The organism is Enterobacter sp. BIDMC 27 (assembly GCF_000534415.1).
In the GTDB taxonomy this organism is placed as follows: domain Bacteria; phylum Pseudomonadota; class Gammaproteobacteria; order Enterobacterales; family Enterobacteriaceae; genus Enterobacter; species Enterobacter hormaechei_C.
Map to the genome: position 1 here is coordinate 2,435,971 of NZ_KI973178.1, position 16,434 is coordinate 2,452,404.

General features: G+C 56.8%; 13 protein-coding genes. 5 read left to right on the plus strand and 8 right to left on the minus strand.

The genetic code is table 11. The annotated features are described in order from the left end of the window. Positions 1–38: 38 nt before the first annotated feature. The 5 genes from poxB to aqpZ form a co-directional block, all read right to left on the minus strand. Positions 39–1,757 (minus strand): ubiquinone-dependent pyruvate dehydrogenase, encoded by a 1,719-nt coding sequence (poxB, locus tag L463_RS11145; RefSeq protein WP_017384850.1) that lies wholly within the window; start codon positions 1,755–1,757, stop codon positions 39–41. A gap of 314 nt (positions 1,758–2,071) precedes the next feature. Next, the gene (gene hcr, locus L463_RS11140) at positions 2,072–3,040 is read right to left on the minus strand and encodes an NADH oxidoreductase (protein ID WP_023296209.1); all 969 of its coding nucleotides are present in this window, start codon (positions 3,038–3,040) and stop codon (positions 2,072–2,074) included. 10 nt (positions 3,041–3,050) lie between these two features. Then, complete coding sequence (hcp, locus tag L463_RS11135; protein WP_017384847.1) at positions 3,051–4,703, minus strand: hydroxylamine reductase; 1,653 nt, start codon at positions 4,701–4,703, stop codon at positions 3,051–3,053. Between the two features lie 144 nt (positions 4,704–4,847). Further along, the gene (locus tag L463_RS11130) at positions 4,848–5,747 is read right to left on the minus strand and encodes a LysO family transporter (protein ID WP_017384846.1); all 900 of its coding nucleotides are present in this window, start codon (positions 5,745–5,747) and stop codon (positions 4,848–4,850) included. A gap of 179 nt (positions 5,748–5,926) precedes the next feature. Next, positions 5,927–6,622: an aquaporin Z gene (gene aqpZ, locus L463_RS11125; protein ID WP_032103428.1), complete on the minus strand. Its 696-nt coding sequence runs from the start codon at positions 6,620–6,622 to the stop codon at positions 5,927–5,929. A 290-nt stretch (positions 6,623–6,912) separates the two neighbouring features. Here aqpZ and L463_RS11120 point away from each other — a divergent pair, with 290 nt between their 5' ends. Next, positions 6,913–8,571, plus strand: coding sequence for an ATP-dependent endonuclease (locus tag L463_RS11120; protein ID WP_017693708.1), 1,659 nt, complete (start codon positions 6,913–6,915; stop codon positions 8,569–8,571). On the opposite strand, the gene L463_RS11115 is transcribed toward L463_RS11120, so the two are convergent. Further along, positions 8,568–9,524, minus strand: coding sequence for a VirK/YbjX family protein (locus L463_RS11115; RefSeq protein WP_032103407.1), 957 nt, complete (start codon positions 9,522–9,524; stop codon positions 8,568–8,570). The two genes, L463_RS11120 and L463_RS11115, sit on opposite strands and share 4 nt — an antisense overlap. A gap of 159 nt (positions 9,525–9,683) precedes the next feature. Here L463_RS11115 and macA point away from each other — a divergent pair, with 159 nt between their 5' ends. Next, positions 9,684–10,799 (plus strand): macrolide transporter subunit MacA, encoded by a 1,116-nt coding sequence (gene macA, locus L463_RS11110; RefSeq protein WP_017384842.1) that lies wholly within the window; start codon positions 9,684–9,686, stop codon positions 10,797–10,799. Beyond that, positions 10,796–12,736 carry a macrolide ABC transporter ATP-binding protein/permease MacB gene (gene macB, locus L463_RS11105; protein ID WP_032103405.1) on the plus strand — a complete coding sequence of 647 codons (1,941 nt, stop codon included), beginning with the start codon at positions 10,796–10,798 and terminating at the stop codon, positions 12,734–12,736. The genes macA and macB overlap by 4 nt, the downstream gene beginning before the upstream one ends. 70 nt (positions 12,737–12,806) lie before the next feature. Here the strand turns inward: macB and cspD are convergent, their stop codons facing one another. Next, positions 12,807–13,028, minus strand: a complete 222-nt coding sequence (gene cspD, locus L463_RS11100; RefSeq protein WP_006809408.1) for a cold shock-like protein CspD — start codon at positions 13,026–13,028, stop codon at positions 12,807–12,809. Between the two features lie 267 nt (positions 13,029–13,295). On the opposite strand from cspD, the gene clpS reads away from it, so the two are divergent. Beyond that, the gene (clpS, locus tag L463_RS11095) at positions 13,296–13,616 is read left to right on the plus strand and encodes an ATP-dependent Clp protease adapter ClpS (protein ID WP_006174393.1); all 321 of its coding nucleotides are present in this window, start codon (positions 13,296–13,298) and stop codon (positions 13,614–13,616) included. A gap of 27 nt (positions 13,617–13,643) precedes the next feature. Next, on the plus strand, positions 13,644–15,923 hold the full coding sequence (gene clpA, locus L463_RS11090; RefSeq protein WP_006809407.1) for an ATP-dependent Clp protease ATP-binding subunit ClpA: 2,280 nt from the start codon (positions 13,644–13,646) through the stop codon (positions 15,921–15,923). A gap of 205 nt (positions 15,924–16,128) precedes the next feature. Here clpA and infA read toward each other — a convergent pair whose 3' ends face one another. Continuing rightward, a complete protein-coding gene (gene infA, locus L463_RS11085) occupies positions 16,129–16,347 on the minus strand; it encodes a translation initiation factor IF-1 (RefSeq protein WP_002211347.1) in 219 nt (72 codons plus the stop codon). Between the last annotated feature and the right edge of the window lie 87 nt (positions 16,348–16,434).

The following is a 16,434-nucleotide window of genomic DNA, read 5'->3' on the forward strand; positions in this document are numbered from 1 at the left end:
TTCACATCCCTTTAATTTAAGAGGTCTTGTGAAATGTTTTACCTGAGCCAGTTGGTTTTTGCCAGTTCGATCACTTCGTCACCGCGCCCGCTGATGATGGCGCGCAGCATGTAGAGGCTAAAACCTTTGGCCTGTTCCAGCTTGATTTGAGGCGGGATCGCCAGCTCTTCTTTGGCGACCACCACATCCACCAGCACCGGGCCGTCGATGGTGAAGGCGCGTTGCAGGGCGTCGTCCACCTCTGAGGCTTTCTCCACCCGAATACCGGTGATACCGCAGGCTTCGGCGATGCGGGCGAAGTTGGTGTCGTGCAGTTCGGTGCCGTCCGTGAGGTAGCCTCCGGCCTTCATCTCCATCGCCACGAAGCCCAGCACGCTGTTGTTAAAGACCACGATTTTTAGCGGAAGCTTCATCTGCGCCACCGACAGGAAATCCCCCATCAGCATGCTGAACCCGCCGTCGCCGCACATCGCCACCACCTGACGTTCCGGTGCCGTCGCCTTTGCGCCCAGCGCCTGCGGCATAGCGTTGGCCATTGAGCCATGGTTGAACGACCCAAGCAGGCGACGTTTGCCGTTCATTTTCAGATAGCGCGCGGCCCAGACGGTGGGCGTTCCTACGTCGCAGGTGAAGATGGCATCGTCGTCGGCGAAGTGGCTGATCTGCTGCGCCAGATACTGCGGGTGGATCGCTTTTTCGCTCGGTTTGGCGAGATCGTCCAGCCCCTTGCGCGCATCGCGATAATCGCTCAGGGCTTTATCGAGGAATTTGCGGTCCGTTTTTTCTTCCAGCAGCGGCAGCAGGGCGGCGAGAGTGGATTTGATATCGCCGATAAGCGCCATATCCACCTTGCTGTGCGCGCCGATGCTGCCGGGATTAATGTCGATCTGGATAATTTTGGCATCCGTCGGGTAGAACGCGCGGTACGGGAACTGGGTGCCGAGCAGGATCAGCGTGTCGGCGTTCATCATGGTGTGGAAGCCGCTGGAAAAACCGATCAGCCCGGTCATGCCGACATCGTACGGGTTATCGTATTCAACGTGCTCTTTCCCGCGCAGGGCGTGCACAACTGGCGCCTTCAGCTTGCCGGCAAATTCCACCAGCTCTTTATGCGCGCCGGCGCAGCCGCTGCCGCACATCAGGGCGATATTGCTGGAGTATCGCAGCAGCTGTGCCAGCTTTTTCAGCTCTTCTTCGGCAGGGGTAATGGTTGGCTGGGGCGCAGAGTACCAGTGGGTGGTGGCGGTTTCAGGTGCGGCCTTCAGCGCCACGTCCCCCGGCAGCACAACCACCGAAACCCCGCGATTCAGGATCGCCTTACGCATGGCTATCGCCAGCACCTGTGGGATCTGCTCCGGCGATGAGACCAGCTCGCAATAGTGGCTGCATTCACGGAACAGCTCCTGCGGATGCGTCTCCTGAAAATAGCCGCTACCGATTTCAGATGATGGAATGTGAGCCGCAATCGCCAGCACCGGAACATGGTTGCGGTGACAGTCGAACAGACCGTTGATGAGGTGCAGGTTTCCCGGTCCGCAGGAACCTGCACAGACGGCGAGTTCACCCGTAAGCTGCGCTTCGGCACCGGCGGCAAAGGCGGCGACTTCTTCATGGCGGGTGGGCATCCACTCAATAGTTTTCATCTTGTTAAGGCTATCGCTGAGTCCGTTCAGAGAATCGCCAGTGACGCCCCAGATACGCTTTACGCCAGCCTGCTCAAGGGTTTTCGCTATGTATGCAGCCACAGTTTGTTTCATGGTTGTCCGTCTCCTTTATGTGATATCGCTTACAAGCTTAGAAGAAAGTCGCTGTATTGCCTGCTCAGTATTCCTTAAGTACAGGTGGTTTTTCTGCGCGACGCGCCTGGCAAAGTCAAAAAAAATAACGGGCTGCCGTACAGGCAGTAGGCACAATGTAGGCCGGGTAAACGTAGTGCCGCCCGGCAAAAAGCCCGGTGGCGCTGACGCTTACCGGGCCTACAGGAGTTACAAAGGCAAATGAGCTGGCCTGCACGGACAAAAAAGCCCGGTGGCGCTGATGCTTACCGGGCCTACAGGTGAACCACGACAGATTATGCGAGGACAAGATCGCCCTGCGGATGGCACGAACATGCCAGCACATAGCCCTCCGCGATTTCCGCGTCGGTCAGCGTCATGGTGCTGGTGACCGTGTACTCACCGGAAACCACTTTGGTCTTACAGCAACCGCACACCCCGGCGCGACAGGCCGCTGCCACCGGTACGTTGTTGCTTTCCAGCGCTTCAAGCAGCGTGGTGCCCACGCGGCCAAAGAAGGTCTGCGCCGGTTGCAGCTTCGTGAACTTCATCCCGCTGGTCGCCGCTTCAGCTACAGGCGTGAAGAACTGCTCTTTGAAGAAGCGGGTCACGCCGAGCGCTTTCACTTCTTTCTCCACGATCTCCATGTACGTCGCCGGGCCGCAGGTCATCACGATGCGGTTCGCAATATCCGGCACGCTTTGCAGCAGCTCGCGGCTCAGGCGCCCCGCGACAAAACCGTGCGTCGCGTTGTGCTCGGCCACCAGCGTCACCGGATAGTTGCGCCATTCTTCGGCAAAAATCACATCTTCCGGGGAACGAACGCTGAAAATCACCTGCACGTCGGCCTGAGGTCGGTATTTCGCCAGCCAGCGACGCATCGACATAATCGGCGTCACGCCACAACCCGCCGCCAGCAGCAGGAATTTATCTTCCGTCTTGTCGTCACAGGTAAACTCGCCCTGCGCGTCAGACAGCCAGATGTAATCCCCGCGCTTCACGTCCCGGGTCAGCCACTCGGATCCTGCGCCGTCATCAATACGACGAACGGTGAGCGTAATGTACTCGCTCACGCCCGGCGTGGAGGAGATCGTGTAGGCGCGCAGAGTATCCGCCGAATTACGCACGCTCACCAGCGCATACTGGCCCGCGCGGTACGGATAATAGTCATGGCACAGCAGCGACAGCGTCCACACATCCGGCGTCTCCTGATGGATGTGATGAACCTGCATCCGCCACGGACATTGTGAGGTTGGCATGGTCATGAGTTACTCCTTACGCGCTCAGCAGTTGCTTCATATCATCTTCAACGTTGGTCACAGAACGCAGACCAAATTTCTCGTTCAGGATGGCCAGCAGGTCCGGCGTCAGGAAGCCTGGCGCGGTCGGCCCGGTGACGATGTTGGTCACGCCGAGAGAGAGCAGGGTCAACAGGATAACGATCGCTTTCTGCTCGAACCAGGAGAGCACCAGCGACAGCGGCAGATCGTTCACGCCGCAGCCCAGTTTCTCTGCCAACGTGACCGCCAGAATGATGGCTGAATATGCATCGTTACACTGACCCGCATCCACCAGGCGCGGCAGACCTTCGATGTTGCCGAAGTCCAGCTTGTTGAAACGGTACTTACCGCAGGCCAGGGTCAGGATCAGACAGTCTTCCGGTACGCGGGTGGCGAAATCGGTGAAGTAGTTACGTTCCCCGCGCGCGCCGTCACAGCCGCCGATCAGGAAGATGTGACGCAGTTTTTCACGGCTGACGAGGTCAATCAGGGAATCCGCCGCACCCAGCAGGGTTTCACGACCAAAACCGACGGTGATGAGGTGCGGAATTTCGCTGTACGGGAAGCCTGCCATCTGCTGCGCCTGAGCGATAACCGGACCGAAATCGTCGCCTTCAAGGTGGCTCACGCCCGGCCAGCCGACGATGCTGCGGGTCCAGATACGGTCGTCATACGCGCCGACGGTCGGGTCGATGATGCAGTTAGAGGTCATGACGATTGGGCCAGGGAAGCGGGCAAACTCCACCTGCTGGTTCTGCCAGCCGCTGCCGTAGTTACCGATCAGATGCTTAAATTTACGCAGCTCCGGGTAGCCGTGCGCGGGCAGCATTTCGCCGTGGGTATAAACGTTAACGCCGGTGCCTTCGGTCTGCTTCAGCAGGTTGTAGAGATCTTTCAGGTCATGACCGGAGATCAGGATGCATTTGCCTTCGGTCGCTTTGACGTTGACCTGCGTTGGCGTTGGGTGGCCGTAGGTGCTGGTTTCACCGGCATCCAGAATGCTCATCACTTTGAAGTTCATCTGGCCGATTTCCATCGAGCATTCCAGCAGGGCGTTCATATCGGAAGGCCAGGTGCCCAGCCAGGCCATGATTTTGTGGTACTGGGCGTAAATAGCGTTGTCGTACTGGCCGAGTACGTGCGCGTGTTCCATATAGGCCGCAGCACCTTTCAGACCGTACAGGCACAGCAGGCGCAGGCCGAGGATGTTTTCGCCAATCGCCGCTTTGTCTTTATTGGGAGTAAATTCTGCGGCCTGACGCTGTAGCTCGCCCAGGTCGTCGCTCACCAGCTGTAGCTCCGCCATCGGGTTGTCCACGCGGGCGCTGGCGTCGGCATTCAGGCACTGCGCTTTCAGGGCTTCACGCAGGGCAATCGCTTCGCGGGCATAGCCCACAATGCGTGGAGAATCGAAGTTAACGTTGGTCAGCGTGGAGAAAAATGCGCGCGGCGCAAAGCTGTCGACATAGTGATCAACAATGCCATATTCACGGGCTTTGAAGGCCCAGGCGGACAAGCCTTGCAGCGCCGCAATCAGCAGATCCTGGAGATCGGACGTTTCTGCGGTTTTGCCGCACATACCCTGCGCGTAAGAGCAGCCGTTGCCTGCTGGGGTACGGATGGTTTGTTCACATTGCACACAAAACATAATCACACCTGTTAAAGTTATATTTGATATACATGTTTAAGGTTATGCCTGTGCCACAACGGAGAAAAGTGCTTTCTTATACTAAGTGGAGGGTTATTGATTTAGCGCAATTTTGGCGGCAGGTTCACTACCGCCAAAGCAGTATCAGGCTGAGAAGAACGCCATCAGAATGGGGACCAGCAGGCTCAGAATAAAGCCGTGTACGATGGCGGCAGGAACCATCTCCAGTCCTCCCGAGCGCTGTAACACCGGCAGGGTAAAGTCCATTGAGGTGGCCCCGCACAGGCCCAGCGCGGTAGAGCGGCTGCGGCGTACCAGGCCGGGGATCAGCATGATGGCTATCAGCTCGCGCGCCAGATCGTTAAAGAAGGCGGCGCTGCCGATCACCGGACCAAACGATTCGGTCAGCAGAATACCGGAGAGCGAATACCAGCCGAAACCGGACGCCATCGCCAGGCTGGTTTTCAGCGGCAGATCGAGAATAAAGGCGTTAATCACTCCCCCCGCCAGTGAGCTGGCCACAACGATAACGGCAACCATCATGCCCCGGCGGTTAAGGACAATCTGTTTCAGCGTCATGCCATTATTTCGCAGCTGAATACCAATCAGGAAGAGCAGGAAAATAAGCGTATATTCGCTGGCTTCCGTTGCGTGCTGTAAAAATGCCCAGCCGGTCAGACCCAGTAAAAAACCGAGTACCACCACGCCGCACAGTTTTAATGATTCCAGCGCCATCGCAATACGGGAGGGAAGCTTTTCCTGATGGTGGTGATTTTTCCAGGGAATAGTGCGTTCCAGCCAGAACAGCGCAGCAATATTGCACAGCAGAATAACCACTACCGTAACCGCAGAATAATGCAGGATGGAAAGCAAGTTCGTCGCCAGATTATCCAGGAAGGCCAGGCTGATCCCCATAAAGAACAGAATGACGTAAACAATCCAGCTGAGAAAACGATTAATAAGCTTTAAGGCCGATTCATGACGCAGCGGAATAAGGTAGCCCATAATCAGGGGCAGAAGAATGATGAGGAGTCCTGAGAACATGAACAGCCGGTCCTTTTGAGTTTTCGTTAAGCGCCAGAGACACTACCCAATAAAGGCTGTGAGGTAAAGCTACAAAAAAAGCCGGGTGGCGGCTACGCCTTACCCGGCTTGTCTATTTGGGGTGGTGCGGCCTGATGCCCTCACCCCGGCCCTCTCCCACAGGGAGAGGGGGAAAACCATTAATCGTGTTTTTCCAGCAGGGTGCGATACAGCACGCCGCCCAGAATACCGCCGATAATAGGCATCACCCAGAACAGCCACAGCTGTTCAAGCGCCCAGCCGCCCTGGAAAATAGCCACCGCGGTGCTGCGCGCCGGGTTAACGGAGGTGTTGGTCACCGGAATGGAGATGAGGTGGATCAGCGTCAACGCCAGACCAATAGCGATGGGGGCAAAGCCCGCAGGCGCGTATTTGTCCGTTGCGCCGTGGATCACCAACAGAAAGCCTGCGGTGAGCACAATTTCAATCACGATGGCAGACAGCATCGAGTAGCCGCCTGGAGAGTGTTCGCCGAAGCCGTTCGACGCAAATCCGCTGGCCGCGGCGTCAAACCCGGCTTTTCCGCTGGCAATTACGTACAGCACCGCCGCGGCAATAATACCGCCAATAACCTGGGCAATAATATAGCCAATAATATCTTTCGCCGGGAAACGTCCGCCCGCCCATAATCCTAATGTGACGGCCGGGTTGAAATGACCGCCGGAAATATGCCCCACGGCGAATGCCATGGTTAATACAGTTAAACCGAATGCCAGCGCGACGCCGACAAAGCCAATACCTAATTCCGGAAATGCGGCTGCCAGTACTGCGCTACCGCAGCCACCAAACACCAGCCAGAATGTACCAAAGCATTCTGCCGCTAATTTTCTGAACATAACCACCTCAATAATAAACGTCCGCGCCCATTCCTGCGCGCGGGTTATATCGCCATAAAGGGATGACGACTCAAAGAGCCAGTATTTTGAAACCATCAACATCCCTTCGCCACTCAAATAAATTCACTAAATTTGATTTAAGGCAATGTGATGTCAATCCTTGTTCAGATCGGAGGTAATAAGAGCATAGCCCAATAATTAAGGGGCGTATATTCTGCTGTCGTGACCCACAGCCTGCCGCTATACTGCTGATAACTTGAAGGAAAAAGTGGCCGAATTGCGGGGGATGTATGCTACTCGAACGTGTGGAGATTGTCGGGTTTCGCGGGATTAACCGCCTGTCGCTGCAACTGGAACAGAACAACGTCCTGATAGGCGAAAATGCCTGGGGTAAATCCAGCCTGCTGGATGCCCTGACGCTGCTGCTTTCGCCCGAAGAGAACTTGTACCACTTCGTTCATGATGACTTCTGGTTTCCGCCAGGGGATGTCAACGGACGCGAGAAACACCTGCATATCATTCTGACCTTCCGCGAATCCGAGCCCGGTCGCCATCGCGTGCGTCGTTTTCGCCCTATGTCGCCCTGCTGGGTGCCCTGTGAAGATGGTTTCCAGCGTATTTTCTATCGCCTTGAGGGCGAAATGGCGCAAAACGACGGGGTGTTAACCCTGCGTGAATTTCTTGATGAGAAGGGAAATCCGATCCCGCTCGATAATATTGACGAGCTTGCCCGCCATCTTATCCGCCTCTCCCCCGTGCTGCGCTTACGAGACGCGCGCTTTATGCGGCGGATCCGTAACGGCACCGTGCCGAATATGCCCGAGGTGGAGGTGACCGCCCGCGAACTGGATTTCCTCGCCCGTGAACTGGTCTCACGGCCGCAGAACCTCACCGACGGCCAGATCCGTCAGGGACTGTCTGCCATGGTGCAACTGCTGGAGCACTATTTCTCCGAGCAGGGAACGGGGCAGGCGCGCCACCGTCTGATGCGTCGCCGCTCGCACGATGAACAACGAAGCTGGCGCTATCTCGATATTATCAACCGCATGATCGACCGCCCCGGCGGGCGCACGCATCGGGTGATCCTGCTGGGATTATTCTCCACGCTTTTACAGGCGAAAGGGACGGTGCGCCTGGATCGGGACGCGCGCCCGCTGCTGCTGGTGGAAGATCCGGAAACGCGGCTGCACCCGATTATGCTTTCCGTGGCGTGGCATCTTCTTAATTTGCTGCCGTTGCAGCGAGTCACCACCACGAATTCCGGAGAGCTGCTCTCTCTGACGCCGGTGGAGTATGTCTGCCGCCTGGTGCGTGAATCCTCGCGGGTCACCGCTTACCGGCTCGGGCCCGGCGGGTTAAATGCCGAAGATGGCCGACGAATTGCGTTTCATATCCGTTTTAACCGTGCCTCTTCCCTGTTTGCCCGCTGCTGGTTGCTGGTGGAAGGGGAAACGGAAACCTGGGTGATAAACGAGCTGGCTCGCCAGTGCGGACACCACTTTGACGCCGAAGGGATCAAAGTGATCGAATTTGCTCAGTCTGGCTTAAAACCGCTGATCAAATTTGCGCGCCGGATGGGGATAGAGTGGCACGTACTGGTGGATGGCGATGAGGCGGGTAAAAAATATGCGGCGACCGTGCGCAGCCTGCTCAATAACGATCGTGAAGAGGAGCGGGAACATCTGACCGCGCTGCCTGCGATGGACATGGAGCACTTTATGTACCGCCAGGGATTTGACGACGTCTTTCACCGCGTGGCGATGATCCCAGTAGATGTGCCCATGAATATGCGCCGGGTGATTGCCAAAGCTATCCATCGGTCGTCAAAACCGGATTTGGCCATTGAAGTTGCGACGGAAGCGGGCAGGCGAGGCGTGGAGTCGGTGCCCACGCTGCTGCGTAAAATGTTCTCCCGCGTCCTCTGGCTGGCTCGCGGGAGGGCCGATTAACGGGCAGTCGCCTGCGAAACCTGTTGGATCAGGCTATCAAGCAGGGCATAGCGGCGGCGGTATTCGGACCGTTTTTTACTCGCAATTTCTTCCATCGGTTTGCGTGGCATGGTCAGTGGCAGGGCAAAGTTGCCGTTATCCTGCTGCTGTCCGCCAAGGGAGCGCCAGAAGCTGTCATAGTCAGCCAGCAATTTTCCCTCTTTTTTCTTGCGATAGCGCCAGCTGCGGTAGATGTGGGTGGCGTTACTCACCGCGAGGATCTGCTCGACCGGGAAGGCGCCTGCCAGCGTCATGACCGCTTCAACCAGCAGACGTTTTGGGAACAGTCCGTGACAGGCTTTGGTCGCCAGCTGAATGTGCTCGTGCGGGACATGCGCTTTCGCCCCCTGCATTCCGCCGATGAAGAGTGTTGGCTTGCCCTGGTATGTGCACAGCGTAAAGGTCAGCTCGGCCAGCACCGTGTTCTGGTGGTCGCAAAAAGTGAGGGTCGCTTCCCCTTCTTTGTCCAGAAACGCATCCGCGCTCAGGCGAACGCTAAACTGCTGCTCCTCTTTGCCCGTTAACGTCACCAGCGTGATGCCCTGGCTGGAGAGGTAGCCATTCAGCAGCGACGCCGGAAGATGGCGGCTCATCATCTCATAGTGATCGTTCAATGCGTCCAGCGTAGTCTGACGGTCCATATTGACGGTCAGCCACGGCCGGTGCAGGCGGCACGGCAGGCCGGGCTGCACGCGCAGGATCTGCATCAGACGGGGCTGTTTTACAAGGTTTTCGAGCAGGCGCGCAGTGGTGAACGGCGTTGCCAGCGAGCGCAACATAAACTTACGTCGATAGGCCGGATTTTGCCACGCCAGCCCCGGCGTGAGGGAACCCGATGCCAGGCTTTTAAACAGTTGCCAGCCCGATTTAGGCTGGGGCAGCGTTGAATAGGGTGTATCGACGATGGAAGACATGTTAGATCCTGCTTCTGGTGGAATATCGCTATTTCAGCAGGCGCTTTATCAACATCGGGTAAATAATTCCCGACGATTACGGGGATCGGGGGTTTCGTTGAGGAGTGGTTTAGATAAAATCAACGGTGATGATAGCCAGAACAATTATTTGGAATATTTATGAACCTGAAGGGAAAACGCAGAAAGCTGTTTCTGCTGCTGGCGGTAGTGGTGTTAGCGGGCGGATTCTGGTTATGGAAGGTACTGAACGCGCCGGTACCACAGTATCAAACGCTGATTGTTCGTCCGGGCGAGCTGCAACAAAACGTGCTGGCGACGGGGAAACTGGATGCCCTGCGTAAGGTTGACGTGGGCGCGCAGGTCAGCGGTCAGCTTAAAACCCTGTCAGTTGAGATTGGCGATAAGGTTAAAAAAGGCCAGCTGCTGGGCGTGATCGATCCTGAGCAGGCGCAAAACCAAATCCGCGAAGTGGAAGCGACGCTGATGGAGCTGCGCGCGCAGCGCGCGCAGGCTCAGGCGGAGCGTAATCTCGCTCAGGTCACCCTGACGCGCCAGCAGGCGCTGGCGAAAACGCAGGCTATCTCGAAACAGGATCTGGACACAGCCGCCACGGAGCTGGCGGTGAAGCAGGCGCAGATTGGCACCATCGATGCGCAAATCAAACGGAATCAGGCCTCGCTGGATACGGCGAAAACCAACCTCGATTACACGCAAATCGTTGCGCCAATGGCCGGGGAAGTGACGCAGATAACCACCCTGCAAGGCCAGACGGTCATCGCCGCGCAGCAGGCGCCGAACATCCTGACCCTGGCGGATATGAGCACCATGCTGGTGAAAGCCCAGGTATCCGAAGCGGACGTCATTCACCTTAAGCCGGGGCAGAAAGCCTGGTTTACGGTGCTGGGCGATCCGCAAACCCGCTATGAAGGGGTGCTGAAAGATATCCTGCCGACGCCGGAGAAGGTCAACGACGCCATCTTCTACTATGCGCGTTTTGAGGTGCCAAACCCGCAGGGCGTGCTGCGTCTGGACATGACCGCCCAGGTGCATATCCAGCTGACCGGCGTGAAAAACGTGCTGACGGTTCCGCTCTCCGCGCTGGGCGAATCCGCCGGGGACAATCGCTACAAGGTGAAAGTGCTGCGCAACGGCGAAACCCGCGAGCGGGAAGTGGTGATTGGCGCACGTAACGACACCGATGTGGTGGTGGTAAAAGGGCTGGAAGAGGGTGAGGAAGTGGTCACCAGCGAAACCCTGCCCGGAGCCGCGCAATGACGGCGCTGCTTGAGCTGAATGACATTCGTCGCAGCTATCCGTCCGGCGACGGGCCGGTGGAGGTGCTGAAGGGCATCTCCCTGCGCGTTGAAGCCGGTGAAATGGTGGCGATTGTCGGGGCGTCGGGCTCGGGTAAATCAACGCTGATGAACATTCTCGGCTGTCTGGATAAGCCCACCAGCGGCACCTATCGCGTGGCCGGGACGGATGTTTCCACCCTGGACGGCGACGCGCTGGCGAAGCTGCGTCGCGAGCATTTTGGCTTTATTTTTCAGCGTTACCATCTGCTTTCACACCTGAGCGCGGCGCAGAACGTGGAGGTGCCGGCGGTGTATGCGGGCGTCGAGCGCAAAAAACGCCTTGAACGCGCGAAGGCGCTGTTAACGCGTCTTGGGCTGGCGGAGCGTGTTGATTATCAGCCTTCGCAGCTTTCCGGCGGTCAGCAGCAGCGCGTGAGTATTGCCCGTGCGCTGATGAACGGCGGACAGGTGATCCTCGCTGATGAGCCAACCGGTGCGCTCGACAGCCATTCCGGTGAAGAGGTGATGGCGATCCTGCATCAGCTGCGCGATCAGGGGCATACGGTGATTATTGTCACCCACGATCCGCAGGTGGCAGCGCAGGCGGAACGCATCATCGAGATCCACGACGGCGAGCTGGTCAGCAACCCGCCGTCGCGTCAGTCCAGAGCGGCGGCAGCGAAAGAAGCCTTGCCTGCGTCCACCGGCTGGGGACAGTTTTCCAGCGGTTTCCGCGAGGCGCTGACCATGGCCTGGCTGGCGATGGCGGCCAACAAAATGCGCACTCTGCTGACCATGCTCGGCATCATTATCGGTATTGCCTCGGTGGTGTCGATTGTGGTGGTGGGCGATGCGGCGAAACAGCTGGTGCTGGCGGATATTCGCGCCATCGGGACTAACACCATCGACGTTTACCCCGGCAAAGATTTTGGCGACGACGAGCCGCAGTATCAGCAGGCGCTGAAATACGACGATCTGGCGGCTATTCAGAAGCAGCCGTGGGTGAACTCCGCCACGCCTGCCGTGTCGCAAAACCTGCGTCTGCGCTACGGCAACATCGACGTGGCGGCCAGCGCTAACGGCGTCAGCGGAGATTACTTCAACGTCTACGGCATGACCTTCAGCGAAGGGGCGACCTTCAACGCGGAACAGCTGGCGGGCAGGGCGCAGGTGGTGGTGTTAGACGCTAACTCGCGCAGACAGCTTTTCCCCAATAAAACCCGTGTGGTGGGGGAAGTGATCCTGGTGGGTAACATGCCCGCCACGGTGATTGGTGTGGCGGAAGAGAAACAGTCCATGTTTGGCAGCAGCAAGATCCTGCGCGTCTGGCTGCCGTACAGCACCATTTCCGGGCGCATTATGGGACAGTCCTGGCTCAACTCCATTACCGTGCGAGTGAAAGAGGGCTACGACAGCGCGCTGGCGGAACAGCAGCTCGAGCGGCTGTTAACGTTGCGCCACGGGAAAAAGGATTTCTTCACCTGGAACATGGACGGCCTCTTGAAAACGGCCGAAAAGACCACACGTACTCTTCAGCTGTTCCTGACGCTGGTGGCGGTGATTTCGCTGGTCGTCGGCGGGATAGGGGTGATGAACATTATGCTGGTGTCGGTGACCGAACGTACGCGCGAGATCGGCATTCGCATGGCGGTCGGGGCCAGAGCCAGCGATGTGCTCCAGCAATTTTTGATTGAAGCGGTGCTGGTGTGTCTGGTGGGAGGCGCGATGGGAATTGCGCTCTCGATGATGATCGCCTTCGCGCTCCAGCTCTTTTTACCGGGGTGGGAGATTGGCTTCTCACCGATGGCGATCCTCACCGCGTTTTTGTGCTCCACCTTTACCGGCATTTTGTTTGGCTGGCTGCCGGCACGAAACGCGGCGCGGCTGGATCCGGTGGATGCGCTGGCGCGGGAATAACCCGAAAATAAAAATGCCAGCCGATCGGGCTGGCATTTTGCCTGCGGGGTGTACACAATGAATCAGAGAGCTATGCAACCGTTTCTGCTTCAACGGGCACGATAAGACTGGCGTGATTGCCTTTTGGCCCCTGGTGTACATCGAACCGGACGGACTGCCCGGCTTTGAGCGTCCTGTAACCATCCATCTGAATGGTGGAATAGTGAGCGAAGATATCCTCGCCGCCGCCTTCGGGGCAAATGAAGCCAAACCCCTTGGCGTTGTTGAACCACTTAACAGTACCCATTTCCATGCTTCGACATCCTTCGTAAATCTTATAAATTAAGATGGAATGAACCGGTGGTGGAGTGGGGGCTGTTCAAAACCTCGCCAACTCACGCTTGTACAATTTAGAGAAACGGAAGAAGCCGTCAAGCGTTTGGCGCTGGAGTTGGGACAATAATCAACCAAAATTTGAGGCAGTTAACGCTATTGCAACAGTTTGTGACAGACATCGCGGATGACAGTAATAGATGATTGTTATCTAACATCTGAGGTAGATTCAAAGTGGTTATGCATAATGGGTAAGACCAACGATTGGCTGGATTTTGACCAGCTGGCGGAAGATAAAGTGCGCGACGCGCTAAAACCGCCATCTATGTATAAAGTTATGTTAATGAACGATGATTACACGCCGATGGAATTTGTTATTGACGTGCTACAAAAGTTCTTTTCTTATGATGTTGAACGTGCAACGCAACTGATGCTTACCGTTCATTATCGTGGCAAAGCGATCTGCGGCATCTTTACTGCCGAGGTTGCGGAAACCAAAGTAGCGATGGTGAACGACTATGCAAGGGAGAACGAGCATCCGTTGCTGTGTACGCTGGAAAAGGCCTGATAAGGCATAAAATTGGGGGAGGTGCCTATGCTCAATCAAGAACTGGAACTCAGTTTAAACATGGCTTTCGCCAGAGCGCGTGAGCACCGACATGAGTTTATGACCGTCGAGCACCTGCTGCTCGCACTGCTTAGCAACCCATCTGCCCGCGAAGCGCTGGAAGCCTGCTCCGTGGATCTGGTGGCGCTACGTCAGGAACTCGAAGCCTTCATCGAACAAACTACACCGGTGCTGCCAGCCAGTGAAGAAGAGCGCGACACGCAGCCGACGCTCAGCTTCCAGCGCGTGTTGCAGCGCGCGGTTTTCCACGTCCAGTCTTCCGGACGTAGCGAAGTGACTGGCGCCAATGTCCTGGTCGCCATCTTCAGCGAGCAGGAGTCCCAGGCGGCCTACCTGCTGCGTAAACACGAAGTCAGCCGGCTCGACGTGGTCAACTTCATCTCTCACGGAACGCGAAAAGACGAGCCTAACCAGGCATCGGATCCCAGCGGACAGATCAACAGCAATGAAGAGCAAGCAGGCGGGGAGGATCGTATGGAAAACTTCACCACCAACCTTAACCAGCTTGCTCGCGTTGGCGGTATCGACCCGCTGATTGGCCGCGATAAAGAGCTGGAGCGTGCCATCCAGGTGCTGTGCCGTCGCCGTAAGAACAACCCGCTGCTGGTGGGGGAATCTGGCGTGGGTAAAACCGCGATTGCCGAAGGGCTGGCCTGGCGCATTGTGCAGGGCGACGTGCCGGAAGTGATTGCCGACTGCACCATCTACTCGCTGGATATTGGCTCGCTGCTGGCGGGCACCAAATACCGCGGTGATTTCGAAAAACGTTTCAAAGCGCTGTTAAAACAGCTGGAGCAGGACACCAACAGCATTCTGTTTATCGATGAGATCCACACCATCATCGGCGCAGGTGCGGCCTCCGGTGGCCAGGTGGATGCCGCTAACCTGATCAAACCGCTGCTCTCCAGCGGCAAGATCCGCGTGATGGGCTCCACGACGTACCAGGAGTTCAGCAACATCTTTGAGAAGGATCGTGCGCTGGCGCGTCGTTTCCAGAAAATCGACGTGACCGAGCCGTCGGTTGACGAAACGGTGCAGATCATCAATGGCCTGAAAACCAAGTACGAAGCACACCACGACGTGCGTTACACCGCGAAAGCGGTACGTGCGGCGGTGGAGCTGGCGGTGAAATACATCAACGATCGTCATCTGCCGGATAAAGCGATTGACGTGATTGATGAGGCGGGTGCGCGTGCGCGCCTGATGCCAGCCAGCAAGCGTAAGAAAACTGTGAACGTGGCGGATATCGAGTCCGTGGTGGCCCGCATCGCGCGTATTCCTGAGAAGAGCGTTTCTCAGAGCGACCGTGATACGCTGCGCACCCTCGGCAATCGCCTGAAAATGCTGGTCTTTGGTCAGGATAAAGCCATTGAGGCCTTAACCGAAGCGATCAAGATGGCCCGTGCTGGCCTTGGGCATGACCACAAGCCTGTCGGTTCCTTCCTGTTCGCCGGCCCGACCGGGGTGGGTAAAACCGAGGTGACGGTTCAGCTCTCCAAAGCGCTGGGCATTGAGCTGCTGCGCTTTGATATGTCCGAGTATATGGAGCGTCATACCGTCAGCCGTTTGATTGGTGCGCCTCCGGGATACGTGGGCTTTGACCAGGGCGGCCTGCTTACGGACGCGGTTATCAAGCATCCGCACGCGGTACTGCTGCTCGATGAAATCGAGAAAGCGCATCCGGACGTGTTCAACATCCTGTTGCAGGTGATGGACAACGGGACGCTGACCGATAACAACGGGCGCAAAGCCGATTTCCGCAACGTGGTGCTGGTGATGACCACCAACGCGGGCGTGCGGGAAACCGAGCGTAAATCCATCGGCCTGATCCACCAGGATAACAGCACCGATGCGATGGAAGAGATCAAGAAGATCTTCACGCCGGAGTTCCGTAACCGTCTGGACAACATTATCTGGTTCGATCATCTGTCTACCGAGGTGATTCATCAGGTGGTGGACAAGTTCATCGTCGAGTTGCAGGTTCAGCTGGATCAGAAAGGTGTGTCGCTGGAAGTGAGCCAGGAGGCCCGCAACTGGCTGGCTGAGAAAGGCTACGATCGTGCGATGGGCGCCCGTCCGATGGCGCGCGTGATTCAGGACAACCTGAAGAAACCGCTGGCGAACGAGCTGCTGTTTGGCTCGCTGGTGGACGGCGGCCAGGTAACGGTGGGGCTGGATCAGGCGAAGAACGAACTGACGTACGATTTCCAGAGTGCGGCGAAGCACAAGCCGGAAGCGGCTCACTGATTTTCTTTAGTGTAAAAGCCGGGTTTTTAACCCGGCTTTTTTGTGTCCGCTTTTCTCCCTCTCCCTGTGGGAGAGGGTCAGCGTGAGGGCATCAGACCGCACTAAAATACCTCTTCCTGAACAGCCACACTAAAGCCATAAATAAAAAAGGCCGGGAATATCCCGGCCTTATTTAATATTCATCTGCCATTACAGGCGAAAACAATTAGCGACTACGGAAGACAATGCGGCCTTTGCTCAGGTCGTACGGGGTCAGCTCAACAGTCACTTTGTCGCCCGTCAAAATGCGGATATAGTTTTTGCGCATTTTACCGGAGATGTGCGCAGTTACCACGTGACCGTTTTCCAGTTCTACGCGAAACATGGTATTAGGCAACGTATCAAGTACGGTACCCTGCATTTCAATATTGTCTTCTTTGGCCATCTAATCCTCTGGGGTATCACTACCAAGTTTTGAACCGGCAAGATAATGCCGAAATTCCTCAATTAAGTAAAGAATTGCGCGTTTAAA

Excerpts from the sequence above, each read along its gene's own strand:
- L463_RS11130 (WP_017384846.1), bottom strand. The coding sequence starts at position 5,747 with ATGTTCTCAGGACTCCTCATCATTCTTCTGCCCCTGATTATGGGCTAC.
- aqpZ (WP_032103428.1), bottom strand. The coding sequence starts at position 6,622 with ATGTTCAGAAAATTAGCGGCAGAATGCTTTGGTACATTCTGGCTGGTG.
- L463_RS11115 (WP_032103407.1), bottom strand. The coding sequence starts at position 9,524 with ATGTCTTCCATCGTCGATACACCCTATTCAACGCTGCCCCAGCCTAAA.
- macB (WP_032103405.1), top strand. The coding sequence starts at position 10,796 with ATGACGGCGCTGCTTGAGCTGAATGACATTCGTCGCAGCTATCCGTCC.
- L463_RS11120 (WP_017693708.1), top strand. The coding sequence starts at position 6,913 with ATGCTACTCGAACGTGTGGAGATTGTCGGGTTTCGCGGGATTAACCGC.
- infA (WP_002211347.1), bottom strand. The coding sequence starts at position 16,347 with ATGGCCAAAGAAGACAATATTGAAATGCAGGGTACCGTACTTGATACG.
- hcr (WP_023296209.1), bottom strand. The coding sequence starts at position 3,040 with ATGACCATGCCAACCTCACAATGTCCGTGGCGGATGCAGGTTCATCAC.
- cspD (WP_006809408.1), bottom strand. The coding sequence starts at position 13,028 with ATGGAAATGGGTACTGTTAAGTGGTTCAACAACGCCAAGGGGTTTGGC.
- macA (WP_017384842.1), top strand. The coding sequence starts at position 9,684 with ATGAACCTGAAGGGAAAACGCAGAAAGCTGTTTCTGCTGCTGGCGGTA.
- hcp (WP_017384847.1), bottom strand. The coding sequence starts at position 4,703 with ATGTTTTGTGTGCAATGTGAACAAACCATCCGTACCCCAGCAGGCAAC.
- poxB (WP_017384850.1), bottom strand. The coding sequence starts at position 1,757 with ATGAAACAAACTGTGGCTGCATACATAGCGAAAACCCTTGAGCAGGCT.
- clpA (WP_006809407.1), top strand. The coding sequence starts at position 13,644 with ATGCTCAATCAAGAACTGGAACTCAGTTTAAACATGGCTTTCGCCAGA.
- clpS (WP_006174393.1), top strand. The coding sequence starts at position 13,296 with ATGGGTAAGACCAACGATTGGCTGGATTTTGACCAGCTGGCGGAAGAT.